The sequence below is a fragment of the Serratia plymuthica NBRC 102599 genome, from assembly GCF_001590925.1.
Classification (GTDB): domain Bacteria; phylum Pseudomonadota; class Gammaproteobacteria; order Enterobacterales; family Enterobacteriaceae; genus Serratia; species Serratia plymuthica.
In genome coordinates this window covers 161,792-187,217 of sequence record NZ_BCTU01000011.1, presented here as the reverse complement: position 1 = coordinate 187,217, position 25,426 = coordinate 161,792, and the positions used below count along the sequence as shown (strand labels likewise).

The 25,426-nt window shown below is 58.4% G+C and carries 17 protein-coding genes and 1 pseudogene; 4 read left to right on the top strand and 14 right to left on the bottom strand.

Annotated elements, in window-relative coordinates:
• Positions 1-104: 104 nt before the first annotated feature.
• The 3 genes from hutU (at position 105) to hutT (ending at position 4,881) form a co-directional block, all read left to right on the top strand.
• Positions 105-1,796 carry a urocanate hydratase gene (gene hutU / locus SPL01S_RS08110; protein WP_004950232.1) on the top strand — a complete coding sequence of 564 codons (1,692 nt, stop codon included), beginning with the start codon at positions 105-107 and terminating at the stop codon, positions 1,794-1,796.
• A complete protein-coding gene (hutH, locus tag SPL01S_RS08105; protein WP_062869655.1) occupies positions 1,793-3,328 on the top strand; it encodes a histidine ammonia-lyase in 1,536 nt (511 codons plus the stop codon). Before hutU ends, hutH begins: the two co-directional genes overlap by 4 nt.
• A 161-nt stretch (positions 3,329-3,489) precedes the next feature.
• A complete protein-coding gene (hutT, locus tag SPL01S_RS08100; RefSeq protein WP_004950226.1) occupies positions 3,490-4,881 on the top strand; it encodes an L-histidine transporter HutT in 1,392 nt (463 codons plus the stop codon).
• A 30-nt stretch (positions 4,882-4,911) separates the two neighbouring features.
• Here the strand turns inward: hutT and SPL01S_RS08095 are convergent, their stop codons facing one another.
• From SPL01S_RS08095 to SPL01S_RS24465, 8 genes and pseudogenes are all read right to left on the bottom strand, one after another.
• The gene (locus tag SPL01S_RS08095; RefSeq protein WP_063198751.1) at positions 4,912-6,102 is read right to left on the bottom strand and encodes a methionine gamma-lyase; all 1,191 of its coding nucleotides are present in this window, start codon (positions 6,100-6,102) and stop codon (positions 4,912-4,914) included.
• Positions 6,103-6,138: 36 nt separating this feature from the next.
• Positions 6,139-6,519 carry a Rossmann-fold NAD(P)-binding domain-containing protein gene (locus SPL01S_RS08090; RefSeq protein ID WP_063198748.1) on the bottom strand — a complete coding sequence of 127 codons (381 nt, stop codon included), beginning with the start codon at positions 6,517-6,519 and terminating at the stop codon, positions 6,139-6,141.
• A 12-nt stretch (positions 6,520-6,531) separates the two neighbouring features.
• The gene (locus SPL01S_RS08085) at positions 6,532-7,722 is read right to left on the bottom strand and encodes an NAD(P)/FAD-dependent oxidoreductase (RefSeq protein ID WP_063198746.1); all 1,191 of its coding nucleotides are present in this window, start codon (positions 7,720-7,722) and stop codon (positions 6,532-6,534) included.
• A 306-nt stretch (positions 7,723-8,028) separates the two neighbouring features.
• Positions 8,029-9,324 carry a phosphopyruvate hydratase gene (gene eno, locus SPL01S_RS08080; protein ID WP_004950218.1) on the bottom strand — a complete coding sequence of 432 codons (1,296 nt, stop codon included), beginning with the start codon at positions 9,322-9,324 and terminating at the stop codon, positions 8,029-8,031.
• A gap of 81 nt (positions 9,325-9,405) precedes the next feature.
• Positions 9,406-11,043, bottom strand: coding sequence for a glutamine hydrolyzing CTP synthase (gene pyrG / locus SPL01S_RS08075; RefSeq protein WP_004950216.1), 1,638 nt, complete (start codon positions 11,041-11,043; stop codon positions 9,406-9,408).
• A gap of 378 nt (positions 11,044-11,421) precedes the next feature.
• The gene (gene mazG, locus SPL01S_RS08070; protein WP_004950214.1) at positions 11,422-12,216 is read right to left on the bottom strand and encodes a nucleoside triphosphate pyrophosphohydrolase; all 795 of its coding nucleotides are present in this window, start codon (positions 12,214-12,216) and stop codon (positions 11,422-11,424) included.
• A 126-nt stretch (positions 12,217-12,342) separates the two neighbouring features.
• Positions 12,343-14,562 (bottom strand): GTP diphosphokinase, encoded by a 2,220-nt coding sequence (gene relA, locus SPL01S_RS08065; RefSeq protein WP_063198744.1) that lies wholly within the window; start codon positions 14,560-14,562, stop codon positions 12,343-12,345.
• Positions 14,563-14,571: 9 nt separating this feature from the next.
• Positions 14,572-15,240 (bottom strand): annotated as a pseudogene (locus tag SPL01S_RS24465) (class I SAM-dependent RNA methyltransferase family protein); the annotation flags it as partial.
• Between the two features lie 256 nt (positions 15,241-15,496).
• Between SPL01S_RS24465 and barA the strand changes: the two are divergent.
• On the top strand, positions 15,497-18,223 hold the full coding sequence (barA, locus tag SPL01S_RS08055; protein ID WP_063198742.1) for a two-component sensor histidine kinase BarA: 2,727 nt from the start codon (positions 15,497-15,499) through the stop codon (positions 18,221-18,223).
• Between the two features lie 30 nt (positions 18,224-18,253).
• On the opposite strand, the gene SPL01S_RS08050 is transcribed toward barA, so the two are convergent.
• The 6 genes from SPL01S_RS08050 to SPL01S_RS08025 form a co-directional block, all read right to left on the bottom strand.
• Positions 18,254-19,393 (bottom strand): glycerate kinase, encoded by a 1,140-nt coding sequence (locus tag SPL01S_RS08050; RefSeq protein ID WP_063198739.1) that lies wholly within the window; start codon positions 19,391-19,393, stop codon positions 18,254-18,256.
• A 101-nt stretch (positions 19,394-19,494) separates the two neighbouring features.
• Positions 19,495-20,418 (bottom strand): 2-hydroxy-3-oxopropionate reductase, encoded by a 924-nt coding sequence (gene garR, locus SPL01S_RS08045; RefSeq protein ID WP_255212457.1) that lies wholly within the window; start codon positions 20,416-20,418, stop codon positions 19,495-19,497.
• The gene (gene garL / locus SPL01S_RS08040) at positions 20,415-21,185 is read right to left on the bottom strand and encodes a 2-dehydro-3-deoxyglucarate aldolase (RefSeq protein WP_063198734.1); all 771 of its coding nucleotides are present in this window, start codon (positions 21,183-21,185) and stop codon (positions 20,415-20,417) included. Before garL ends, garR begins: the two co-directional genes overlap by 4 nt.
• Positions 21,186-21,227: 42 nt before the next feature.
• Positions 21,228-22,568, bottom strand: a complete 1,341-nt coding sequence (gene gudD / locus SPL01S_RS08035; protein ID WP_063198731.1) for a glucarate dehydratase — start codon at positions 22,566-22,568, stop codon at positions 21,228-21,230.
• A 21-nt stretch (positions 22,569-22,589) separates the two neighbouring features.
• Positions 22,590-23,927 (bottom strand): enolase C-terminal domain-like protein, encoded by a 1,338-nt coding sequence (locus SPL01S_RS08030; RefSeq protein ID WP_063198729.1) that lies wholly within the window; start codon positions 23,925-23,927, stop codon positions 22,590-22,592.
• A 10-nt stretch (positions 23,928-23,937) separates the two neighbouring features.
• The gene (locus SPL01S_RS08025; protein ID WP_062869644.1) at positions 23,938-25,284 is read right to left on the bottom strand and encodes an MFS transporter; all 1,347 of its coding nucleotides are present in this window, start codon (positions 25,282-25,284) and stop codon (positions 23,938-23,940) included.
• Positions 25,285-25,426 lie beyond the last annotated feature (142 nt).

Below are 25,426 nucleotides of genomic sequence, written 5' to 3'. Positions count from 1 at the left end.
TGTACATACAAGTATATGTTAATAAACCCTACGCATTGTTATGCCGTGGTGATTCACCCCACCGCGTCATGGAATCTGCACCGATACTGTTTGAGGAAAATGCTGTGACTGCAAATAACAAAGTTCGCCATGTCGATGTACGCGCGCCACGCGGCACACAATTAAATGCAAAAAGCTGGCTGACCGAAGCGCCGCTGCGCATGCTGATGAACAACCTCGATCCTGAAGTAGCGGAAAACCCGCATGAACTGGTGGTGTACGGCGGCATTGGCCGCGCCGCGCGTGACTGGGACTGCTACGACAAAATTGTCGCCACTCTGAAAACACTGGAAGACGACGAAACGTTGCTGGTGCAATCCGGCAAGCCGGTCGGCGTATTCAAAACCCACAGCAACGCACCGCGCGTGCTGATCGCCAACTCCAACCTGGTGCCACACTGGGCTACCTGGGAACACTTTAACGAACTGGATGCCAAAGGCCTGGCCATGTACGGCCAAATGACCGCCGGCAGCTGGATCTACATCGGCAGCCAAGGCATCGTCCAGGGCACTTACGAGACCTTCGTGGAAGCTGGCCGTCAGCATTACGACGGCAGCCTGAAAGGCCGCTGGGTGCTGACCGCCGGTCTGGGTGGCATGGGCGGCGCACAACCCTTGGCCGCCACGTTGGCCGGTGCCAGCTCGCTGAACATCGAATGCCAGCAGAGCCGCATCGATTTCCGTCTGAAAACCCGCTACGTCGATGAACAGGCGACCGATCTGGACGACGCGCTGGCGCGTCTCAAGAAATACACCGCCGAAGGCAAAGCCATCTCTATCGCCCTGTGCGGCAACGCAGCGGATATCCTGCCGGAACTGGTACGCCGCGGCGTGCGTCCTGACATGGTCACCGACCAGACCAGCGCCCATGACCCGTTGAACGGCTACCTGCCGAAGGGCTGGAGCTGGGAAGAATACCGCCAGCGTGCGCAGACCGAACCCGCTCAGGTGGTCATCGCCGCCAAGCAGTCAATGGCCGAACACGTGGAAGCCATGCTGGCCTTCCAGAAGATGGGCGTGCCCACCTTCGACTACGGCAACAACATCCGCCAGATGGCGAAAGAAATGGGCGTCAGCAACGCCTTCGACTTCCCGGGCTTCGTACCGGCCTATATTCGCCCGCTGTTCTGCCGCGGCGTCGGCCCGTTCCGCTGGGCTGCGCTGTCCGGCGATCCGCAGGACATCTACAAAACCGACGCTAAAGTTAAAGAGCTGATCCCGGACGACGAGCATCTGCACCACTGGCTGGATATGGCGCGCGAGCGTATCAGCTTCCAGGGGCTGCCGGCGCGCATCTGCTGGGTCGGTCTGGGCCAGCGCGCCAAGCTGGGTCTGGCGTTCAACGAGATGGTACGCAGCGGCGAGCTGTCCGCACCGATCGTGATTGGCCGCGACCACCTGGACTCCGGCTCGGTCTCAAGCCCGAACCGCGAAACCGAATCGATGAAAGACGGTTCAGACGCCGTATCCGACTGGCCGCTGCTCAACGCCCTGCTGAATACCGCCAGCGGCGCGACCTGGGTTTCTCTGCACCACGGTGGGGGGGTCGGCATGGGCTTCTCGCAGCATTCCGGCATGGTCATCGTTTGTGACGGCACCGATGAAGCCGCCGAGCGCATCGCCCGCGTCTTGCATAACGATCCAGCCACCGGCGTAATGCGTCATGCCGATGCCGGTTACGACATCGCCATCGAATGCGCCCGCGAGCAAGGTCTGAACCTGCCGATGGTCGCCGCCACTCAAGGAGACAAAGCATGAAAGCGCTGACTATTCGCCCTGGCCAACTGACGCTGGCGCAACTGCGTGAAGTTTATCAGCACCCGGTCAACCTTCAGCTTGACGACAGCGCCTATGCCGCCATTCAGCAAAGCGTTGCCTGCGTAGAGCGCATCGTTGAAGAAAACCGCACCACCTATGGCATCAACACCGGTTTTGGCCTGCTGGCCTCCACCCGCATCGCCCGTGAAGATCTGGAAAACCTGCAGCGTTCGATCGTGCTGTCCCACGCCGCCGGCGTTGGCGCCCCGACCGACGACAGCCTGGTGCGCCTGATTATGGTGCTGAAAATCAACAGCCTGTCGCGCGGCTTTTCCGGCATCCGTCTGGAAGTGATCCAGGCGCTGATGGCACTGGTGAATGCAGAAGTTTATCCGCACATTCCACTGAAAGGCTCCGTTGGCGCCTCCGGTGACCTGGCGCCGCTGGCGCACATGAGCCTGGTGCTGCTGGGTGAAGGCAAGGCCCGCTATCAGGGCGAATGGCTACCGGCCACCGAGGCGCTGGCCAAAGCGGGCCTGAAACCGCTGACGCTGGCCGCCAAAGAAGGCCTGGCGCTACTGAACGGTACGCAGGTTTCCGCCGCCTTTGCCCTACGCGGCCTGTTTGACGCGGAAGACCTGTACGCTGCGGCGACGGTCACCGGTAGCCTGACGGTGGAAGCCGCTCTGGGGTCGCGCAGCCCGTTTGACCCGCGTATCCATGCGGTGCGCGGCCAACGTGGCCAGATCGACGCCGCTGCCGCCTACCGCCACTTGCTCGGCGAACGCAGCGAAGTGTCCGATTCGCATCGCAACTGCGAGAAAGTGCAGGATCCTTACTCCCTGCGCTGCCAGCCGCAAGTCATGGGCGCCTGCCTGACGCAGATCCGTCAGGCCAGCGAAGTGCTGGAGATCGAAGCCAACGCCGTATCCGACAACCCGCTGGTGTTCGCCGAAGAGGGTGACGTGCTGTCCGGGGGCAACTTCCACGCCGAGCCGGTCGCCATGGCCGCCGATAACCTGGCGCTGGCGTTTGCCGAAATCGGCTCGCTGTCCGAACGCCGCATCTCGCTGATGATGGATAAACACATGTCGCAGTTGCCGCCATTCCTGGTGGACAACGGTGGGGTGAACTCGGGCTTTATGATCGCCCAGGTGACCGCCGCGGCGCTGACCAGCGAGAACAAGGCACTGGCCCACCCGGCCAGCGTCGATAGCATCCCGACCTCCGCCAATCAGGAAGACCATGTCTCCATGGCACCGGCCGCAGGCCGCCGCCTGTGGGAAATGGCGGATAACGTGCGCGGCATTTTAGCCGTCGAGTGGCTGGCCGCCTGTCAGGGGCTGGATCTGCGCAAGGGCCTGAAAACGTCGGAAGCCCTGGAGCAGGCGCGCCGCACGCTGCGTGAACACGTCAGCTACTACGACAAGGATCGTTTCTTCGCCCCCGACATTGAAGCCGCCAGCCTGCTGTTGGCGGCCGGTCACCTGACATCGCTGATGCCAGCAGCGCTGCTGCCTAGCCAGGCATAAATAAAACCTCTACCCAAAGTAGTTGGCGTTGCCGCTAACAACGCGGCGACTTCGAGTAAATAAGGGTTATACCACGCAGTTTGTTCTGTCCCGCCGGGTGCTTTCCACTCGGTGCGGATAGCGCGTGCCTGTTCGGCAATAAAAACTCAACGGGAAGCAACATGCGTAATGAAACAACACAACTCAGACGCGGATTAAACGCGCGGCATATCCGCTTTATGGCGCTCGGTTCTGCCATAGGTACCGGCTTGTTCTACGGCTCCGCCGGGGCGATCCAACTGGCCGGCCCAGCCGTGCTGCTGGCTTACCTGGTCGGTGGCGCGGCGGTATTTATGGTCATGCGCGCGCTGGGTGAAATGGCGGTGCATCAACCGGTATCCGGTTCGTTCGGCCACTACGCCAGCCACTATCTTGGCCCGCTGGCCGGTTTCCTCACCGGCTGGACCTATACCTTCGAAATGGTGATCGTCGCCCTGGCGGACGTTACCGCCTTCGGCATCTATATGGGGCTGTGGTTCCCGGACGTCGCCCAGTGGGTGTGGGTGCTCAGCATTATCATGTTTATCGGCGCGCTCAACCTGTGCAGCGTGAAAGTGTTCGGCGAAATGGAGTTCTGGCTGTCGCTGATCAAGGTCGCGGCTATCGTGGCGATGATCGTCGGCGGCGCGGCGGTGATGCTGTTTGGTTTCGGCCAGACCCAGCACGCCACCGGCTTTAGCAATCTGTGGCAGCACGGCGGCTTTATGCCTAACGGCATCGGCGGCGTGATCGCCTCGCTGGCGGTCGTGATGTTCGCCTTCGGTGGCATCGAGATCATCGGTATCACCGCCAGCGAGGCGAAAGACCCGGCGAAGGTGCTGCCGAAAGCGATCAATGCGGTGCCGGTGCGTATCCTGCTGTTCTATGTGCTGACGCTGCTGGTGTTGATGGCCATCTATCCGTGGAACAGCATCGGCCAGAACGGCAGCCCGTTTGTGGAGATCTTCAGCAATCTGGGCATCAGCTCCGCCGCCAACGTGTTGAACGTGGTGGTGATCACCGCCGCCATTTCCGCCATCAACAGCGACATCTTCGGTGCAGGCCGCATGATGTACGGCATGGCGCAGGATGGTCAGGCACCGAAAAGCTTCTCCAAACTGACCGCCAACGGCGTGCCCTGGATGACGGTGCTGGTAATGTCTGTCGCCCTGCTGTTGGGTGTGGTACTTAACTACCTGATACCCAAACAGGTCTTTATGATCATCGCCTCCATCGCCACCTTCGCGACCGTCTGGGTGTGGCTGATGATCCTGCTGTCGCAGGCAGCCATGCGCCGTACGCTGACGCCGCAGGAGGTCAGCAAACTGAGTTTCCCGGTTCCGTGGTGGCCGATAGCACCGGCGCTGGCGACGGTATTTATGCTGTTCGTCATCGGCCTGCTCGGTTACTTCGAGGATAGCCGTATCGCCCTGTACGTCGGGTTGGTGTGGGTGGCTTTCCTTACCCTGGCATACTGGTTGTGGGTGCGTAAAAAAGGTGGGGGTTCCCCCGTCACAAGCTCGCCTCAGTATTAACGCTTAAACCCGCCACAGGCGGGTTTTTTATCACACCTGCGCCAGCGCCTGTTCGATATCGCCGCACAAATCCTCTATGTCTTCCAGGCCCGCCGACAAGCGAATCAATCCATCGCTGATATGATGCCGCTGACGCTCTTCCGCGCTGTAAGCGGAATGGGTCATGCTCGCCGGATGCTGCGCCAGCGTTTCGCAATCCCCCAGGCTGACGGCACGCAAGATTAACTGCAAGGCATTGAGGAAACGAATGCCCGCCGCCATACCGCCCTTGAGTTCAAAAGCGATCATGCCGCCAGGACGCGTCATCTGCCGCCGAGCCAAAGGATACTGCGGGAAAGTCTCCAGCCCCGGATAATACACCTGCTCTACCGCAGGATGCTGAGACAGCATTTCCGCCAGCCGTTGAGCGTTATCGCAGTGGCGCTCCATGCGCAACGGCAAGGTCTTCAAGCCGCGCAACAACAACGCCGCATCCTGCGCCGACAGCACCGCCCCGTTCATATCCTTCAGACCCACCAGCCGGATAGTTTGCGCCAGATCCTGAGTGGTCACCACCAACCCGGCCAGCAAATCTCCGTGGCCCCCGATATATTTGGTGGCGGAATGCACCACGATGTCCGCACCAAGCGCCAACGGTTGTTGCAGATAGGGCGTGCAATACGTGTTATCCACCAGCAGCAACGCCTGCTGCCGGTGGGTAATCTCCGCCACTGTGGCGATATCGATCAACCGCATATTGGGGTTGGCCGGCGTTTCGCAGTACACCAAGCGGGTACGTGGCCCCATGGCTGCGGCCAGTTTTTCCGGCTGCGTCAGATCGACGTGCGTAACCTTGACGCCAAAACGCGCCAGACCCTGATGAAAATAGCTGAAAGTGCAGCCATAAATGGTTTCATCGACGATCAGCTCATCTCCCGGCGCCAGCAGCGTCCAGCAACAGGCGGTTATCGCCCCCATGCCGGAAGAAAACGCCACCGCCGCCCCCCCGCCCTCCAGATTGGCTATCCGCTGTTCCAGCAGATTTAGTGTCGGGTTGGCGATGCGGGAATAAAAATAGCCCGGCTCGCTGCCGGCAAAGCAGGCGCCGCCGTATTCTGCCGTAGGAAAGGCAAAGGTCGAACTCATAAAGACCGGTGGACAAAGCGCCCCCAGATATTGCTGAGGATTGTAGCCGTGGTGGATCGCACGTGTGGCAAAGGCGTGTCGGATAGTGTCAGACATAACAACTCCTTACCTGATCGAGTAAAACAATTCCCGTTATTCATCAGCGGCGTCAGGCGGCAGCGTGCTCATGCGCATACGCCCACCGATGATTTGCAAGGTACGCAGCACCAACATCAGGCCCAACAAGGTATCCGGCTGGCGCAATAAGGCATACAGTGAACGAAAATTGGCAGGCGGCGGATCCAGCTGCAGTTCCGTGTGTGCCATTCGCAGCGCCATGCCGCCTTCCCATCCTGCGGCTACTACGCCTTCAAATTTACCGGCCAGTTTTTCCACCAGCGCGTTATCTGCGATATCCACCCCATCTGACAGCAACGACAGCAGATCGACTACGTTATCGAGCCGCCCACCGGCCAGCAGCGGTGCCAGCTTCTCCAGCAGTGCCGTCAGGGGTTCATTTTCAGGTGCGTTCATCAGTACCCCTCGCTATATCAGCCCGCGAACCGTCGCCCAGTAGAGGCCGCGGTTAAACACGTTGCGCAGCATACCGCCCACCTTGGTCGGCGGCGTCGGCAACACATCATGCCGGTAGTCATAAACTAGCGGCATACCGGCGTGCAGCCCCATCTGAGCAATTGCCTGCACCTTGCCGTCGTAATGGCTGACGGTCTGGCCCAGCCTCAGTTCAGCCACAATGTTATCGGCGATCACCGGCGCCTGATTGTGGCAGGAGCCGCCGGCTTTGCTGACGGGCAGATCCACGGTATCGCCAATCACATAAACCCCCTGCTGGCCGTAGACCTGCAGCGTCTGGTGATCGGTCGGCAGCCAGCCTTCTCCATTTTTAATATCGCTCAGCCCGGTATTGCGCACCGCCTCCACCGCGCGAATGGGCGGCGTCGCCATCAGGATATCGAAAGGTTGCTCCTCGCCCTCGGCGGAGTAAGCCACCTGTCGCTGCGTATCCACCCGGTTGAGGGTAAAACCACGTTGATGGCGAATATCTCGCGCCGCGAAAATCGCGGGTAAAGCTTCGGCGGTAGGGCGCTGTAGAAACAGGCAATTACGCAGCAGCTGTGAAACGCTGGGATAGGTATAAACAATCTCAATCGCCTTACGCACACCGCGCCGACGCAGGTAATCATCCAGCATCAGCGTAGTCTCAATCGGTGCGATACCACATTGATGTGGCACGTTGGGCGTTTCAGGGAAGGAGACGGTAATAAAAATGCGGCCTTTTTCGATTGTCGCCAGCTTTTGTGCCAACTGCCGGGCCGCCTGATACTGATAGAAGTGATCCCCCGCCTGTGCCAACCCCTCGATACGCTCGGGCCAAGGCACGCAACCGGTAGCAAACACCAGAAAATCGTACGCGTACTGTTTGCCGCTACGGGTATGGATCACCCGCCGAGATAAATCGAACCGCTCCGCTTTATCCACAACAAACTTAATTTCCGGGCTCAGCAAACTTTGTTGTGGGCGCATTAACTCCTGTTTAAAAAAGGCGTTAAATGCCACATACATAAATGCCGGTTTATAATAATGAATCGGAGAATCCGAAATCATTAATAACTCAACCTTATTATTCACTATCTCCCGATGTAATTTAGTGGCCAGTAAATTGGCCAATATCGTCCCACCGGTTCCACCGCCGACAATCACAATCCTGTTCCGCATCAAGCCCTCACCCAGCCGCCCATAGAGCAGCGATTCTGTTAGGAAACTCAAAGAGGCAGGACAGCGGGTAATAGCTCTGCCTTACAGGCAGTCTAGTAACTAAAAAATATAAAGCAATTAAAAATGGAATTTATAAATGGGAATTTTGTTATTACAATTAAATTATAGCGTTAAAAACACTGCTGGAAGATTAATTAAATATCAATAAATAACACACTATTACTCACGTAAATAATGAATACTGAAAAATGGCGATAAAAAAACCCGCCGCAGCGGGTTTTTATTCAACAACGAACCAAGCCGTTATTACTGACCTTTAACTTCTTTCAGGCCGTTGAACGGTGCGCGGTCGCCCAGCGCTTCTTCGATACGGATCAGTTGGTTGTATTTAGCAACGCGGTCAGAACGGCTCATGGAACCGGTTTTGATCTGGCCAGCCGCAGTACCTACCGCCAGGTCGGCGATGGTTGCGTCTTCGGTTTCACCTGAACGGTGAGAGATCACCGCGGTGTAGCCTGCGTCTTTTGCCATCTTGATAGCAGCCAGAGTTTCGGTCAGAGAACCGATCTGGTTGAATTTGATCAGGATGGAGTTAGCGATGCCTTTATCGATACCTTCTTTCAGGATCTTGGTGTTGGTAACGAACAGGTCGTCGCCCACCAGCTGGATTTTGTCGCCCAGCACTTTAGTCTGGTATGCGAAACCAGCCCAGTCAGATTCGTCCAGACCATCTTCGATAGACACGATTGGGTACTGTTTGGTCAGGTCTTCCAGGAAGTGAGTGAACTCTTCGGAAGTGAAGGCTTTGTTGCCTTCGCCGGCCAGAACGTATTTACCGTCTTTGTAGAACTCGGAAGCTGCACAGTCCATCGCCAGGGTCACGTCTTTGCCCAGCTCGTAACCTGCCGCTTTTACCGCTTCAGCGATAACAGCCAGCGCTTCGGCGTTAGAACCCAGGTTTGGCGCGTAGCCGCCTTCGTCGCCTACAGCGGTGTTCAGGCCTTTGGCCTTCAGCACTTTAGCCAGGTGATGGAACACTTCAGAACCGATGCGAACGGCTTCTTTCAGGGTCTTCGCGCCAACCGGCTGAATCATGAATTCCTGAATGTCGACGTTGTTGTCAGCGTGCTCGCCGCCGTTGATGATGTTCATCATAGGCAGTGGCATAGAGAATTTGCCTGGGGTGCCGTTCAGTTCAGCGATGTGCTCATACAGCGGCATGCCTTTGGAAGCAGCAGCCGCTTTGGCAGCAGCCAGGGAAACCGCCAGAATGGCGTTTGCACCGAATTGGGATTTGTTTTCAGTGCCGTCCAGGTCGATCATGATCTTGTCGATGTTAGCCTGGTCTTTGGCATCTTTACCCAGTACTGCCTGAGCAATCGGGCCGTTTACTGCAGCAACGGCTTTCAGTACGCCTTTACCCAGGAAACGAGACTTGTCACCGTCACGCAGTTCCAGTGCTTCACGGGAACCGGTAGAAGCACCTGACGGCGCAGCAGCCAGACCTACGAAACCGCCTTCCAGATGCACTTCGGCTTCAACAGTCGGGTTACCGCGGGAGTCGATGATTTCACGACCGATGACTTTAACGATTTTGGACATTAGGTTTTCCTCAGTACAAGTTAAACTAAAACTCCAGACAAACAACGCGCGGTTCTCACCGCGCGCCGCTTACCAAATATTTTATTTCACCTGGCGCTTCTGGTGCTCACCAGCGGCCTTCACAAAGCCGGCGAACAACGGATGACCATCACGCGGCGTTGAAGTAAATTCCGGGTGGAACTGACAAGCGACAAACCACGGGTGATTCGGCAGTTCAATAATCTCAACCAGCTTGTTGTCTGCAGAACGGCCGGCAACGAGCAGCCCGGCGGCTTCGATCTGCTTCAACAGCATGTTGTTGACTTCATAACGGTGACGATGACGTTCAACAATGGTCGGTTCGCCGTACATCTTGCGTACCAGGCTATTGTCTGTCAGGTGGCATTGCTGGCCACCGACACGCATCGTGCCACCCAAATCGCTTTCTTCAGTGCGCACTTCGACGTTGCCGTCTTCGTCACGCCATTCGGTGATCAACGCCACCACCGGGTACTTGCAGTCTGGCACAAACTCGGTTGAGTTGGCGTTCTCCATACCCGCTACGTTGCGGGCGAACTCCATCAGCGCCACCTGCATACCCAGGCAGATGCCCAGATAAGGGATGTTGTTTTCGCGCGCGTAACGCGCGGTCATCACCTTGCCTTCTACGCCACGGTAGCCAAAGCCGCCTGGGATCAGAATCGCATCCAGACCTTTCAGCACTTCCACACCGCGGGTTTCGACATCCTGCGAGTCGATCAGCTTGATGTTCACGGTCAGACGATTTTTCAGACCGCCGTGTTTCAAGGCTTCAATCACCGACTTATATGCATCCGGCAGTTCAACATATTTGCCGACCATACCGATGGTCACTTCGCCGCCCGGATTGGCTTCTTCAGAGATCACCTGTTCCCATTCGGCCAGGTTCGCTTCCGGTGCGTTGAGGCTGAATCGTTTACAAATATAATCATCCAAGCCCTGAGATTTCAAGAGGCCCGGGATTTTATAAATAGAATCAACGTCTTTCAGGGAGATAACCGCTTTTTCCGGCACGTTGCAGAAAAGTGCGATTTTCGCACGTTCGTTAGCAGGAACTGTGCGATCGGAACGGCAAATCAGCACATCAGGCTGAATACCGATGGAAAGCAGCTCTTTAACGGAATGCTGAGTAGGTTTGGTTTTGACTTCACCGGCGGCAGCCAGGTACGGCACCAGCGTCAGGTGCATGTACAGAGTGTGCTCACGGCCCACTTCTACCGCCATCTGGCGGATAGCTTCCAGGAACGGCAGCGATTCGATATCGCCGACGGTACCGCCCACTTCAACCAACACCACGTCGTGGCCTTCGCCACCTTCGAGAATGCGTTCTTTGATCGCGTTGGTGATGTGCGGGATAACCTGTACGGTGGCGCCCAGGTAGTCGCCACGGCGTTCTTTACGCAGAACGTCGGAATAAATGCGACCCGTGGTGAAGTTGTTGCGGCGCGACATTTTGGTGCGGATGAAGCGCTCGTAGTGACCCAAATCCAGATCGGTTTCTGCCCCGTCTTCGGTGACGAAAACTTCCCCATGCTGAATCGGGCTCATGGTGCCCGGATCCACGTTGATGTACGGGTCCAGTTTCATGATGGTAACGTTGAGGCCACGGGCTTCGAGAATAGCCGCCAGAGAGGCTGCGGCAATGCCTTTACCCAGAGAGGATACGACCCCGCCGGTCACAAAAATATAATTAGTTGTCATGCTGAACCTGAGAGTTTAGGTTTAAAGACGATGGAAGTACCAAGACGGGAAAGTAGTATACCCGAACCTCTCCAGACCTACAAACGATCGTTTTACTGTCCATCATCTCTGTCACCACCGGGAGTTCATCAGGGTTTAATCCGCGGGCACCTTGCTTACTGTCTTTTTAAAACAATGAGTTAGCATGGAAAATTTTCTTTTACCGCCGTTTCATGGCACTAAAACACCTTAAATTTCAGTTTGTTGGCATTTTCTTGCCGTTCTCTCGTCGTTCAGCAAACCAGGGCTCTGAGCTTAACCGTTTCAGCTTGAGCGAACCTTGTCGCCGATCAACATTACGACCCTCGCCGAACAACTTTAGGACAACGCCGAACGGGATTAGTTTTCCTGACGTTTAACCTGTTGCCACGCCTCTTCCATCTGCTCCAGCGTAGCCTCCTCCATCTGCAGCCCGCGCTGTTTGACAATCTCTTCCACCTGCCGGAAACGGCGTTCGAACTTGCGATTGGCCGCCTGCAGCGCGTTTTCCGCCTTGTGCCCGAGATGGCGCGATAAATTCACCGTAGCGAACAGCAGATCGCCGATTTCCTCTTCCAGCTTCTGTTCATCAACCACCGCTTGTTTGGCTTCATGCATCACTTCGTCGATCTCTTCGTACACCTTGTCCAATACCGGCCCCAGGGTATGCCAGTCGAAACCGACCGAGGCGCAACGCTTCTGGATTTTGTGCGCCTTCATCAGCGCCGGTAACGCCTGCGGGATATCGTCCAGCGCGGAATGCAGCGCCTTCTCGGCGCGTTCGCCGGCCTTCAACTGCTCCCAGCGGGCCGCTACCGCTTCGCTATCCGCCGCATCGGCATCACCGAAGATGTGCGGATGGCGGCGTTCCAGTTTGTCGCTGATGGCGTTGCACACCTCATCGAAGTCAAACAACCCCTGCTCCTGGCCCATCTGGGCGTAAAACACCACCTGGAACAGCAGATCGCCCAACTCATCGCGCAGATCGGCGTAATCCTGGCGCTCAATGGCGTCCAGCACTTCGTAGGTTTCTTCCAACGTGTAAGGCGCGATAGTGGCGAAGGTCTGCTTGCGGTCCCATGGGCAACCGTTCTGCGGGTCGCGCAGCGTTTTCATGATGTTCAGCAGGCGCTGCAGCGGGGTGGATTGGGTCATAAAAAGATCTCTGAGAAAGAATGGGAGCGCATTTGTGCGTCCGCCGGATTAGTCGCCAATGGATTTCGAGCCGTATCGGTGTTCGCTTGCAGCCAACAACGATACGGCTCGAAAGACGCAGGGGATTTAGCTGCCGTGCAGGCGCTTGGCGTCAATCACGTCCGGCAACTGATTCAGCTTGGCCAGCACCTGCTGGTTGTAGATTTCAATGTCCATGTCGATGGTCGCCAGCTGCTTTTTGGTGTCGCTCCGGCTGGCCACGCCCAGCACGTTGACCTTTTCATTGGCCAGAATGGTGGTGATGTCGCGCAGCAGGCCGCTGCGATCGTTGGCCATCACACGCACGACCAGTGAATAACCGCTGGAATAGCTTTCGCCCCACACGGCGTCAACGATGCGTTCCGGCGCGTGCGACTGCAAATCCACCAACTGATCGCAGTCCGCACGGTGGATGGAGATACCGCGCCCCTGGGTGATAAAGCCGACAATATCGTCGCCCGGGATCGGCTGGCAGCAACGGGCGATGTGGTGCATCAGGTTGCCTACCCCTTCCACCACTACCCGGCCGTTGTCCTTGCTGCGGGTCGCCGGCGGCGCTTTATGCTGCACCAATTGGCGCAACGCTTCGCGATCCTGCTCCTCGGCGCTCGGCTTGTTGAACTTGCCTTGCAGGAAGTTCACCATCTGATTCAGGCGGATATCGCCGCCGCCAATCGCCGCCAGTATTTCATCCAGCGAATTCATGTTGTATCGCGGGATCAGCAGCTTCTCGGCCTCTTTCAGGCTGATGCCGAGGTGCTCCAACTCGCTGTCCAGCATCTGGCGGCCGGCAAGGATGTTCTTGTCGCGATCCTGCTTGCGGAACCAGTTATGGATTTTGGAGCGCCCACGGCTGGTGGTGACATAGCCCAGGTTCGGGTTCAGCCAGTCGCGGCTCGGGTTCGGCTGCTTCTGGGTGATGATTTCAATCTGATCGCCCATCCGCAACTGGTAGGTAAACGGCACGATGCGCCCGCCAATCTTGGCGCCGATGCAACGGTGGCCGACGTCGCTGTGAATATGATAAGCAAAGTCGAGCGGCGTGGAGCCGGCCGGCAGATCCACCACATCGCCTTTCGGGGTAAACACGTAGACGCGATCGTCGAACACCTGGCTGCGAACCTCGTCGAGCATCTCGCCGGAGTCCGCCATCTCTTCCTGCCAGGCAATCAGCTTGCGCAGCCAGGCTATGCGTTCTTCATAGCCGGAGCGTACCGTCGCTACCGCGCCTTCTTTGTATTTCCAGTGCGCGGCCACGCCCAGTTCGGCATCTTCATGCATCTGCCGGGTACGGATCTGGATTTCGAGCGTTTTGCCGCGCGGGCCCAACACCACGGTGTGGATAGACTGATAGCCGTTGGGTTTCGGGTTGGCGACGTAGTCGTCGAACTCATCCGGCAGATGGCGGAAGTGGGTATGCACAATCCCCAGCGCCGCATAGCAGTCCTGCAAACGCTCGACCACCACGCGCACCGCGCGCACGTCAAACAGCTCGTCGAAGGCCAGCGCCTTCTTCTGCATTTTGCGCCAGATGCTGTAGATATGTTTAGGGCGGCCGTAGATATCCGCTTTGATGCCCTCGTCACCCATCGCTTTTCGCAGCGAGGCGACGAAGTCGTCGATAAACTGTTCGCGATCGATGCGGCGTTCGTGCAGCAGCTTGGCGATGCGCTTGTATTCATCCGGGTGCAGGTAACGGAAGCAGAAATCCTCCAGTTCCCATTTCAGTTGCCCGATGCCGAGGCGGTTGGCCAGCGGCGCATAGATATTCGAACACTCTTTTGCCGCCAGCACGCGCTCGTCTTCCGGCGCATCCTTCACTTCACGCAGGTGGGCGATACGCTCCGCCAGCTTGATCACCACGCAGCGGAAATCCTCCACCATCGCCAACAGCATGCGGCGCACGTTGTCGACCTGTTCGGAGGCCATGGAATCGTTCTGGGTGGCTTTCAGTTGGCGGATGGCGTCCATATCGCGCACGCCGTGCACCAGGTAGGTGATACCCTTGCCAAACTCTTCGGTCAGGGTTTCTTCCGGCACGATGCCGGCGTCCACCAGTGGGAACAGCAGCGCGGCGCGCATACTGTCGTTGTCCATGCTCAGCGTGGAGAGGATTTCCACCATTTCCAGCCCGCGCCACAACAACAGTGGTGCATCGGGATGGTTCTGGGTCTGTTGCTCACAGTAGCGCCAGGTTGCGGCTAATCGCTCACATGACTGCGGGTTAGGTAGCCCCAAGCTGGCAATCCACTCGTCGAGAGCAAATTCACCAGCCGTGTTCAGATGTGCACTTCTTACCGCAACCATACCCTCTCCCTACTTTGCAGCGACCCCAGGCGTGTTGTCGTTAATAAACAGCGCCATTGACTCAAGATGCTCCGTATGCGGAAACCTATCCAACATCCGCACACGTGCAAGACGATAACCGGCATCCAGCAATATTTTGCTGTCGCGTGCCAGCCTGGTAGGGTTACAAGAAACGTCCCCCCCGTGCTGGCGCCAGTTTTACACTATGTGACATCGCGCCGACCGCACCCGCACGGGCAAGGTCCAGCATCACTTTATCAAATCCTTGTGCTGCCCAAGGTTGCCGCTCAACGTCCTCTTCCAGATTTTCATGGAAGGAAAGAAGGAGGCATTATTCAGTTTATTCTTATGTGCATTATATTGCCCATTCGCTACCAGCGTGGCAATACCTTCTATCCCCAACACCGCGGCGGCAGGGTACAGTTGGCCCATGCCGCAGAACAGGTCCAATACCCGATCATTGGGCTGAATGTCGAGCCATTCAAGGGCCTGCGCTGCCATTTGCTGATTTACTGTGTCATTTACCCCAATAAAGCCACGCGAACTGATGTCTAAGCGTAGCCCGCCGACCTGATAATACGGCGTTTCGCCGCACAGTTTTTCGCTCCTGTCGCTGTCGGGCACCCAATAAACGGTTACGTTTTTTGGCTGCGCAAAGGCCGGTAACGCCTGGCGATCCTCATCTTTTTTCTTCCGTCAGCTGGATTTCCGCCTGCCAGCCCGGCAAGACTCCCCGCACAAACACGTCTTTGCCGTTGTGGCGTGTCACGCCTGTCCAAAGGGATCGAGGTCGCTCACCCTTGCGATTAACATTTGCAGACTTTGCCGGGTCGTCACGCAGCGTTTGGGAGAGTAGAATTGCACCATATTTGCCGATTGCGTGCCGGCTCATTAAAGTAGAGTGAGTTCGGCAATTCTCCCACATTGGAATCCCATGACCAAATACAGCTTGCGTGCGCGCATGATGATCCTGATTCTGGCCCCAACGCTGTTGATTGGTCTGCTGCTCAGCACCTTCTTCGTGGTGCACCGTTACAATGAGCTGCAAGAACAGCTGGTTGACGCCGGCGCCAGCATTATCGAACCCTTGGCGGTGGCCAGCGAGTACGGCATGACATTCCGCAGCCGCGAGTCGGTCAGGCAGTTGGTCAGCCTGCTGCACCGCCGTCATTCGGATATTGTGCGTTCAATTACGGTGTTCGATGCGCAGAATAATCTGTTTGTCACCTCCAATTATCATCACAATTTCGCCCAATTGCAGTTGCCGAAAGGTGTGCCAATGCCCACCGATCTGATGCTGACGCGGCGCGGCAACTCACTGATCCTGCGCACGCCGATCCTTTCGGAGAGCCAGTACCCGGATCAAAACGCCACCGACCCGGTTCCGCAAGACAACAACCTGGGTTATGTGGCGATCGAACTTGATCTTCAATCGGTGCGGTTGCAACAGTATAAAGAGGTGTTTGTTTCCACCCTGCTGTTGCTGCTGTGCATGTGCATTGCCATCCTGTTTGCTTACCGTCTGATGCGCGACGTGACCGGCCCGATCCGCAATATGGTGAACACCGTTGACCGCATCCGCCGTGGCCAGCTCGACAGCCGCGTTGAAGGCTTTATGCTCGGCGAACTGCATATGCTGAAGAACGGCATCAACTCGATGGCGATGTCGCTGACCGCCTATCACGAAGAGATGCAGCAGAATATCGACCAGGCGACTTCGGACCTGCGCGAGACGCTGGAACAGATGGAGATCCAGAACGTCGAGCTGGATCTGGCGAAAAAACGCGATCAGGAAGCGGCGCGTATCAAATCCGAGTTTCTGGCGAACACGTCGCACGAGCTGCGCACCCCGCTCAACGGTGTGATCGGCTTTACCCGCCAGATGCTGAAAACCGAGATGAGCGTCACCCAGACCGACTATCTGCAAACCATCGAGCGCTCGGCCAACAACCTGCTGACCATCATCAACGACGTGCTGGACTTCTCCAAGCTGGAAGCCGGCAAACTGGTGCTGGAGCACATTCCGTTCTCGCTGCGTGAAACGCTGGACGAAGTGATTGTGTTGCTGGCACCCAGCGCTCACGAGAAAGGGCTGGAATTGACGCTGGACGTGCATAACGACGTGCCGGAGCAGGTGATCGGCGATTCGTTGCGGTTGCAGCAGATCATTACCAACCTGCTGGGTAACGCGATCAAATTTACCGAAACCGGCAACATCGATATCCGCGTAGAGCTGCGCGGCCTGCAGGAACGTCAGGTCGAACTTGAAGTGCAAATCCATGACACAGGCATCGGTATATCAGAACGGCAGCAGTCGCAGTTGTTCCAGGCATTCCGCCAGGCGGACGCCAGCATTTCGCGCCGCCACGGCGGCACCGGTCTGGGGTTGGTGATCACCCAGAAGCTGGTAAAAGAGATGGGCGGCGATATCTGCTTCCACAGCCAGCTGAACCGAGGTTCAACCTTCTGGTTCCACATCACCCTCGAGCTGCACGAGGGCATGTTGTCGTTGCCGCCGAGCCTGCCGGACCTGCGCGGCAAGACGTTGGGGTACATCGAAGCCAACCCGATGGCGGCGGAAGCCACGCTCAACATGCTGAGCGTCACCCCGCTGGTGATCACCCATTCACCTACGCTGGCTCAACTGCCGAAAAAAGATTACGACTTCTTGCTGGTCGGGGTGCCGATCCCGTTCCGCGACAACCTGGCGCAGCACGAAGGCAAACTGATGGCGGCGCTGAAGATCGCCGACCGGGTGATTCTGGCGCTACCCTGCCAATCGCAGATCAACGCCGAGCAGCTTAAACAGCAGGGCGCTATCGGCTGCCTGATCAAGCCCATCACCGGCAACCGCCTGTTCCCGCTGCTGCGCATGGAAACGCCGCAGCGCCTCATCGCCGCGCCGGAACCCAAACGCCTGCCATTGACGGTGATGGCGGTCGACGATAACCCGGCCAACCTGAAACTGATTGGCACTCTGCTGGCTGAACAAGTGGAAAAGACCCTGCTGTGCGAAAGCGGGGAAGAGGCGCTGGCGCTGGCGCGCGATAACGTGCTGGATCTGATCCTGATGGATATCCAAATGCCGAATATCGACGGCATCCGCACCAGCGAACTGATCCGCCAACTGCCGCACCACAACTCTACGCCTATCGTCGCGGTTACCGCCCATGCGGTGAGCGGGGAGCGCGAGCATTTGCTGCAAGCGGGAATGGATGACTATCTGGCCAAGCCGATTGATGAAGCTATGCTGACCCGCGTGCTGGCCCGTTATTACAGCGGCGAACCGGCCGCCGAGCCATTGCTGTCGTTAGACTGGCCGCTGGCGTTGCGCCAGGCGGCGAACAAACAGGATTTGGCGCGCGATCTGCTGCAGATGCTGCTCGACTTCCTGCCGCAAGTCAGCGAACGGGTGCAGGCGGTGCTGGACGGCACCCCAGACGACAGCATTCTCGATTTGATCCATAAATTGCACGGCAGTTGCAGCTACAGTGGCGTGCCGCGCATGAAGCAACTGTGCTTCTACCTTGAACAGCAGTTGCGCAAGGGCGTCGGCAACGACGAACTGGAGCCGGAATGGCTGGAACTGCTGGATGAGATCGAATTGGTGAGCCAGGCAGCCCGCAGCCATCTGGAGAGCGATCGCCCAGCGACAAGCTGAGGGTGCCCCCCTCAGCATGATTAGCGGAACCTATATCTGCTGCGACAGCCTTATGGTCGCCGCAATATTGCGTGCGGTCATGCGCACGTTGTCGGCGGCATTCTCCAGCGCTTCCTCGAGCGTGCAGATGCTGTACAGCACGCTGAACACCGCATCCAGCCCGTGCTCATGCACCACGCCGACGTCGGCCGTCAGGCTGCCGGCGATGCCGATCACCGGCTTGTTGTAGCGCTTGGCGACGCGCGCCACGCCGATAGGCACCTTGCCGTTGATACTCTGACTGTCGATGCGTCCTTCGCCGGTGATCACCAGCGTCGCGTCGCGCACCAACGCGTCCAGCCCCAGCGCTTCGGTGACGATCTCAATCCCCTGACGCAGATCGGCATGGCAGAACGCCAACAACGCGGCCCCCATACCGCCGGCCGCGCCCGCACCGGGTACTCCGCCCACCTCAATCGCCATATCCTGCGCAATCACCTGCGCATAGTGCTGCAGGCAGCGATCAAGCTGCGCCACCATCTGTGGCGTAGCCCCTTTCTGCGGGCCGAAAATCGCCGAAGCGCCCTCTTTGCCGGTTAACGGGTTAGTGACGTCACAAGCGACCTCGAATTTGCACTGGGCAATGCGCGCATCCAGCCCGCTGACGTCGATCGCGACGAGGCGTTCCAACTGCGCACCGCCAAAGCCAATGTCGTCGCCGTTTTTATCCAGCAGCCTCGCCCCCAGCGCCTGCACCATGCCGGCGCCGCCGTCGTTGGTGGCGCTGCCGCCGATGCCGATAATGCAATGTTTTACGCCGTGATCCAGCGCCGAACGGATCAGTTCGCCGGTGCCATAAGAGGTGGTGTTCAGCGGGTTACGCTGCCGCCCCGGCACCAGTTCCAATCCGCTGGCGGCAGCCATCTCGATAAAGGCGCTCTGCTCATCGCCGGACAGGCCGAAAAAGGCTTTCACCTTTGCGCCCAGCGGCCCGGTGACGTCGACATCCACTTTACGCCCGCCGGTGGCGGCCACCATCGCCTCCACCGTACCTTCCCCGCCGTCGGCTACCGGCAGTTTGATGTACTCGGCATCAGGAAATATCTCGCGAAAACCCGCTTCAATCTGGGTCGCCACTTCCAGTGCCGACAGACTTTCTTTGTATGAGTCCGGCGCGATCACTATTTTCATATACGGTCCGTTTCCTCGACTGCACTCGTCCTTTGATTCGCCAACCGGCGCGTTGGCGCCCGCGGCAGAGGCAGAGCCTGCTCACCTGACCAGGTCGCCCCCTATCGGCTCACTTCCGCCTTGGTTAATTTCTCATAATAGCAGGCCAGCGCACTGTGATCCGCCGCCCCCAGCCCATCGGCTCGCAGCGCCTGCATCATTTCCATGACTGCGGCGGTGAGCGGCAGCTGTGCGCCGACGCCGTGCGAGGTATCCAGCGCGTTGGCCAAATCCTTGATATGCAGTTCAATGCGAAAGCCCGGCTTAAAATTACGATCCATCACCATCGGCGCTTTGGCGTCCAGCACCGTGCTGCCGGCCAGCCCGCCGCGAATGGCCTGATAGACCAGATCCGGGTTGACGCCCGCCTTGGTTGCCAGCACCAGCGCTTCGGACATCGCGGCGATGTTCAGCGCCACAATCACCTGATTCGCCAGCTTGGTGACATTGCCGGCCCCGATCTCCCCGGTGTGCACGACCGAACCTGCCATCGCTTTCATGACCGGCAGACAGCGCTCGAATACCGCCTTGTCGCCGCCAACCATCACCGACAAGGTCGCATCGATGGCCTTCGGCTCACCGCCGCTCACCGGCGCGTCCAGCATGGCAATCTGTTTTTCCGCCAGCGCGGCGCTGATTTCACGGCTGGCAAGCGGCGCAATTGAGCTCATGTCGACAAGCACGCTGCCCGGCCTGGCACCTTCGATAATGCCGTCCTTGCCCAATGCAACCTCTTGCACCTGCGGCGAATTCGGCAACATGGTGATCAGGATATCGCTTTGCTCAGCCACCGCTTTCGGCGTCTCGGCGGCGGTTGCGCCCAACGCAACCAGCTCGGCGGTGGTCTGAGGATGATGATTGAGCACCACCAGCGAATAACCGGCTTTCAGCAGATTTTTACTCATGGGTTTGCCCATGATACCCAGGCCAATAAATCCAATTTTCATAAGGTTAACCTCTTTGCAAAGTGGAAAGCAGAACGTTATTTTTTAAACCTGTCGCACAGCGCCAGGGTGGCTGCGCGGAACACCCCGAGATCGCTCCCAACCGCGACAAACGTGGCCCCCCATTCCAGGTAGCGACGCGCATCGGCCTCAGCCGGCGCCAGTATGCCGCTCGGTTTGCCGTGCGCCTTGGCGCATGCAAAGATATGGCGGATCGCCGCCTGCACCTGCGGATGATTGGGCTGGCCTAGGTAGCCGAGCGCCGCCGATAAATCGCTTGGGCCGACAAAGATGCCGTCAACGCCGTCCACGGCGGCAATCTCATTCAGATTATCCACCCCGGCCTGGTTTTCTATCTGGACCAGTACGCTGATGTTGTCGTTGATGGTGGTGAAATAATCCGCCACCGTGCCGTAACCGTTGCTGCGATGAGAGACCGACACGCCGCGAATGCCCGCCGGCGGATAACGGGTGGACGCTACCGCCAGCCGTGCCTGTTCCGCGTTTTCCACAAAGGGGATCAGGAAGTTGTAAAAGCCGATATCCAGCAGGCGCTTGATGATCACCGGTTCGTTGCACGGCGGCCGCACCACCGCTGCGCTGTCGCTGTCTTTCAGCGCCATCAGCTGCGGCACGAAAGTGGTGATGTCGTTAGGCGCATGCTCGCCGTCCAGCACCAGCCAGTCGAAACCGGCCAACCCCAGCACCTCGGTAGATATCGGATTGCCCAGCGCCGACCAGCAGCCAATCAGGGTTTCGCCCTGCAACAGGGCCTGGCGGAAGCGGTTGGGGAGAAGGCTAGTCTTCATGGCGTTTCCTTGGGTTAAGATTGAAATGTTATGCACCGGGCGTTAACGCACCAGGCATGGGCGCTTGGGATCAAAAACCCAGTCCGGCACCAGATACTGCATACCCTGAGCGTCGTCTCGGGCACCCAGTCCGTTGGCCATATACAACTCATGGGCCTTCATCAACCGATCGCGATCCAGCTCTATGCCCAGCCCCGGCTTCTTCGGCACCTCAATGCGGCCGCCGACAATCTGCAAGGGTTCGCGGGTCAGGCGCTGATCGCCCTCCTGCCAGATCCAATGGGTATCGATGGCGGTGATTTTTCCCGGTGCGGCGGCGGCGACATGGGTAAACATCGCCAGCGAAATATCAAAGTGATTATTGGAGTGAGAACCCCAGGTCAGCCCGAACTCGTGGCACATTTGCGCCACCCGCACCGAACCTTGCATTGTCCAGAAATGCGGGTCCGCCAGCGGAATGTCCACCGACTGCAATTGCAGCGTATGGCCCATCTGCCGCCAGTCGGTAGCGATCATGTTGGTGGCGGTCGGCAGGCCGGTGGCGCGGCGAAACTCCGCCATCACCTCTCTGCCGGAAAACCCTTGCTCGGCGCCGCAGGGATCTTCCGCATAAGCCAGCACGTTGCGCAGTTGCCTGCCGAGGGAAACCGCTTCGTTCAGCGACCAGGCACCGTTGGGATCAAGGGTAATGCGCGCCTGCGGAAAACGCTCGGCCAGCGCGGTCACCGCCTCAGCTTCCTCTTCCCCGGCCAGCACCCCGCCCTTGAGCTTGAAATCGTTGAAACCGTATTTTTCATAGGCCGCCTCCGCCAGCCGCACCACACTCGCCGGCGTCAGCGCCTCTTCATGCCGCAGTCGGTACCAGTCGCAGCGCTCATCCGGTTGGCTGCGATACGCCAGCGGCGTCTTATTGCGGTCACCGAGGTAGAACAGATAGCCGAGCATTTCCACCGAATCACGCTGCTGGCCGTCTCCGAGCAGCGCCGCCACCGGCACGTCGAGAAACTGTCCGAGCAAATCCAGCATCGCCGCTTCAATGCCGGTCACCACGTGAATGGTGGTGCGCAGATCGAAGGTTTGCAGGCCGCGCCCACCGGCATCACGCTCGGCAAAGCGGCTGCGTACCGCCGCCATCACGTTTTTGTATTCCCCCAGGGTTTTACCCACCACCAACGACCGGGCCTCTTCCAGCGTGTGGCGAATTTTCTCGCCGCCCGGCACTTCGCCCACGCCGGTGTGGCCGGCATTATCCTGCAGGATCACGATATTACGCGTAAAAAACGGCGCATGGGCGCCACTCAGATTTAGCAGCATACTGTCATGGCCGGCGACCGGCACGATCTGCATGGCGGTTATTTTGGCTGCGGCACTAAGTGAAGTCATAAGGTTATCCTTTAAGAAAAATCAGCGACCAAAGGCCGGGCGTTTGGCATCGAACTGCCAGCCGGGGACCAGGTATTGCATGGCAACCGCGTCGTTGCGAGCACCCGACGGAAGCTGCTGGTGCAACCGATGCGCCTGTTCCAATGCGGCCCAATCCAGATCAATGCCCAGCCCCGGTCGATCCGGCACGGCAATGCGGCCGTCGACGATTTGCAGCGGGTTTTTCGTCAGGTGCTGGCCCTCCTGCCAGATCCAATGGGTGTCGATGGCGGTGGGATTGCCGGGCGCGGCGGCGGCGACATGGGTAAACATCGCCAGCGAAATATCGAAGTGATTATTGGAATGGCAACCCCAGGTCAGCCCCCAGTCGTTGCACAGCTGGGCTACCCGCACCGCGCCGTGCAGGGTCCAGAAATGCGGATCCGCCAAGGGGATATCCACCGCTTGCAGCATCACCGCATGGCACATCTCGCGCCAGTTGGTGGCGATCATGTTAGTGGCGACCGGCAAGCCGGTGGCGCGGCGGAACTCCGCCATCACTTCACGGCCGGAGAATCCCTGTTCGGCGCCGCAAGGATCCTCGGCATAGCTCAGAATGCCCCGCATGCCCTTGCACAAGGCGATAGCCTCATCGAGCAGCCAGGCGCCATTGGGATCGACGGTAATGCGGGCATCCGGGAAATGCTTAGCCAGCGCACGCACCTCGTCCATTTCCTGTTCGCCCGGCAACACACCGCCTTTCAGCTTGAAATCCCGGAAGCCGTAACGATCCCTGGCTGCCGCGGCCAGTTCGACGATCGCCGGCGTGTCCATTGCCTGCTGATGTCGCAGCTGGTACCAGGGGTGTCGGCCGCGTTGAGCGGGTTGATAGGGCAAATCCGTTTTCCCGGCGTCGCCGATATAAAACAGGTAGCCAAGCACCGCCACCTCGTCACGCTGCTTGCCGGGGCCGAGCAGCTCCGCCACCGGCACGCCGAGGAACTGGCCGAGCAGGTCGAGCAGCGCGGCCTCCAAAGCCGCCACCGCGTTCACCCGCAGCTCAAAGGTCCAGGCCCCCTGACCGAAGGCGTTAAAATCGGCCTCTTGATTGCCGCTGTGAATGTCGTGCACCAACCGGTTCATGTGCGCAACCTGCTGGCCGATGACCCGGGGAATAACCGCCATCAGCGTGCGATAAATCACTTCGCCGCCCGGTGCCTCCCCGACGCCGGTATGCCCGGCGCTGTCGGTCAGCACCACCACGTTGCGGGTGAAACAGGCCCCGTGCGCGCCGCCGATATTCAGCAGCATGCTGTCGTACCCGGCCACCGGGATCACGCGCATTTCGGTGATCACCGGCGTACTTTGCGTGTTGCTCATGCTGATTTCCTCACCCGTGCAAGGGTTTCAATTCGATGCGTTTGATTTCGCCGACAATGAACAGGTAGCTCGCCACCGCCAGCAGGGCGTGGATGCCGACATACACCAGAGCGCCGTTAAAGGATCCCGTGGTGCCGATGATGTAGCCGATAGCGATCGGCGTGACGATGCCGGAGACGTTGCCGAACATATTGAACAGCCCGCCGCTCAGGCCACTGATCTCTTTTGGCGCGGTATCCGCCATGACCGCCCAGCCGAGCGCCCCCACCCCTTTGCCGAAGAACGCCAGCGCCATGATGCCGACCACCATCCATTCGGTATCGACGTAGTTGCAGAACACCATCGTCATCGACAGCAGCATGCCCAGCACAATCGGCGCCTTGCGGGCGAAGGTCAGTGACTGCGTGCGGCGCATCAGGTAGTCGGAGATCACGCCGCCGAGCACGCCGCCGACAAAACCGCAGATGGCCGGCACCGAAGCCACCATCCCGGCCTTAAGGATCGACATGCCACGCGCCTGCACCAGATAGACCGGGAACCAGGTGATGAAAAAATAGGTCAGTGCGTTAATGCAGTATTGGCCGATATACACCCCGACCATCATGCGCGACTGCAACAGCTGTTTGATCTGATGCCACTTCTCGCCTTTCACCTTCACCTGCTGCGACCGCGGTTGATCCATGTTGATCAAGGCACCACCGGCCTCGATATAGTCCAGCTCGGCCTGGTTTACGCCGGGATGCTCCTTGGGGTTGTGCAGCACTTTCAGCCAGATGAAGCTGAGCACGATGCCGAGCCCGCCCATAAAGAAGAACACGTGCGACCAGCCCACGGCGTGAGTCAGCCAACCCATGATCGGCGCGAAGATCACCGTGGCGAAGTATTGCGCCGAGTTAAAGATCGACACCGCCGTGCCACGCTCGTGCGCCGGAAACCAGGCGGCGACAATGCGGCTGTTGCCGGGGAAGGACGGCGCTTCCGCCAGCCCCACCAGGAAACGCAGGGCGAACAGCGCCACGACGATGCCAAAGCCGCTGAAGATATCCACGAACCCCTGCAACAGCGTGAACAGCGACCAAATAAAGATGCTCCAGAAATAGACGCGCTTCGATCCGAAGCGGTCGAGCAACCAACCGCCGGGGATCTGGCCGATTACGTAGGCCCATGAGAAAGCCGAGAAGATATAGCCCATCCCAATGGGATCCAGACCGATATCCTTGGCCATCGACGAGCCGGCGATCGACAGGGTGGCGCGATCGCCGTAGTTGAACGAGGTAACGATAAACAGCATCACCACGATCCAGTAACGCGCATGGGTTCTTTTAATCGAACTCGTTGCGGAGCTGATGGTAGACATTGTGTTCTCCTGAATGATAGCGGCTTGCTATATTCATCCTGAACCACAGATATATCCCCTATGAATTTCAAGTGGCCGCCAATCGGCCAATTCGCACATTCCATGCAATTGAAATACAACGGGCATGTAAATATCTCAGAAC

Bases quoted from the DNA above. Each gene is read 5' to 3' on its own strand.
- hutH (WP_062869655.1), top strand. From the start codon at position 1,793: ATGAAAGCGCTGACTATTCGCCCTGGCCAACTGACGCTGGCGCAACTG.
- hutT (WP_004950226.1), top strand. From the start codon at position 3,490: ATGCGTAATGAAACAACACAACTCAGACGCGGATTAAACGCGCGGCAT.
- SPL01S_RS08095 (WP_063198751.1), bottom strand. From the start codon at position 6,102: ATGTCTGACACTATCCGACACGCCTTTGCCACACGTGCGATCCACCAC.
- SPL01S_RS08090 (WP_063198748.1), bottom strand. From the start codon at position 6,519: ATGAACGCACCTGAAAATGAACCCCTGACGGCACTGCTGGAGAAGCTG.
- SPL01S_RS08085 (WP_063198746.1), bottom strand. From the start codon at position 7,722: ATGCGGAACAGGATTGTGATTGTCGGCGGTGGAACCGGTGGGACGATA.
- eno (WP_004950218.1), bottom strand. From the start codon at position 9,324: ATGTCCAAAATCGTTAAAGTCATCGGTCGTGAAATCATCGACTCCCGC.
- pyrG (WP_004950216.1), bottom strand. From the start codon at position 11,043: ATGACAACTAATTATATTTTTGTGACCGGCGGGGTCGTATCCTCTCTG.
- mazG (WP_004950214.1), bottom strand. From the start codon at position 12,216: ATGACCCAATCCACCCCGCTGCAGCGCCTGCTGAACATCATGAAAACG.
- relA (WP_063198744.1), bottom strand. From the start codon at position 14,562: ATGGTTGCGGTAAGAAGTGCACATCTGAACACGGCTGGTGAATTTGCT.
- barA (WP_063198742.1), top strand. From the start codon at position 15,497: ATGACCAAATACAGCTTGCGTGCGCGCATGATGATCCTGATTCTGGCC.
- SPL01S_RS08050 (WP_063198739.1), bottom strand. From the start codon at position 19,393: ATGAAAATAGTGATCGCGCCGGACTCATACAAAGAAAGTCTGTCGGCA.
- garL (WP_063198734.1), bottom strand. From the start codon at position 21,185: ATGAAGACTAGCCTTCTCCCCAACCGCTTCCGCCAGGCCCTGTTGCAG.
- gudD (WP_063198731.1), bottom strand. From the start codon at position 22,568: ATGACTTCACTTAGTGCCGCAGCCAAAATAACCGCCATGCAGATCGTG.
- SPL01S_RS08030 (WP_063198729.1), bottom strand. From the start codon at position 23,927: ATGAGCAACACGCAAAGTACGCCGGTGATCACCGAAATGCGCGTGATC.
- SPL01S_RS08025 (WP_062869644.1), bottom strand. From the start codon at position 25,284: ATGTCTACCATCAGCTCCGCAACGAGTTCGATTAAAAGAACCCATGCG.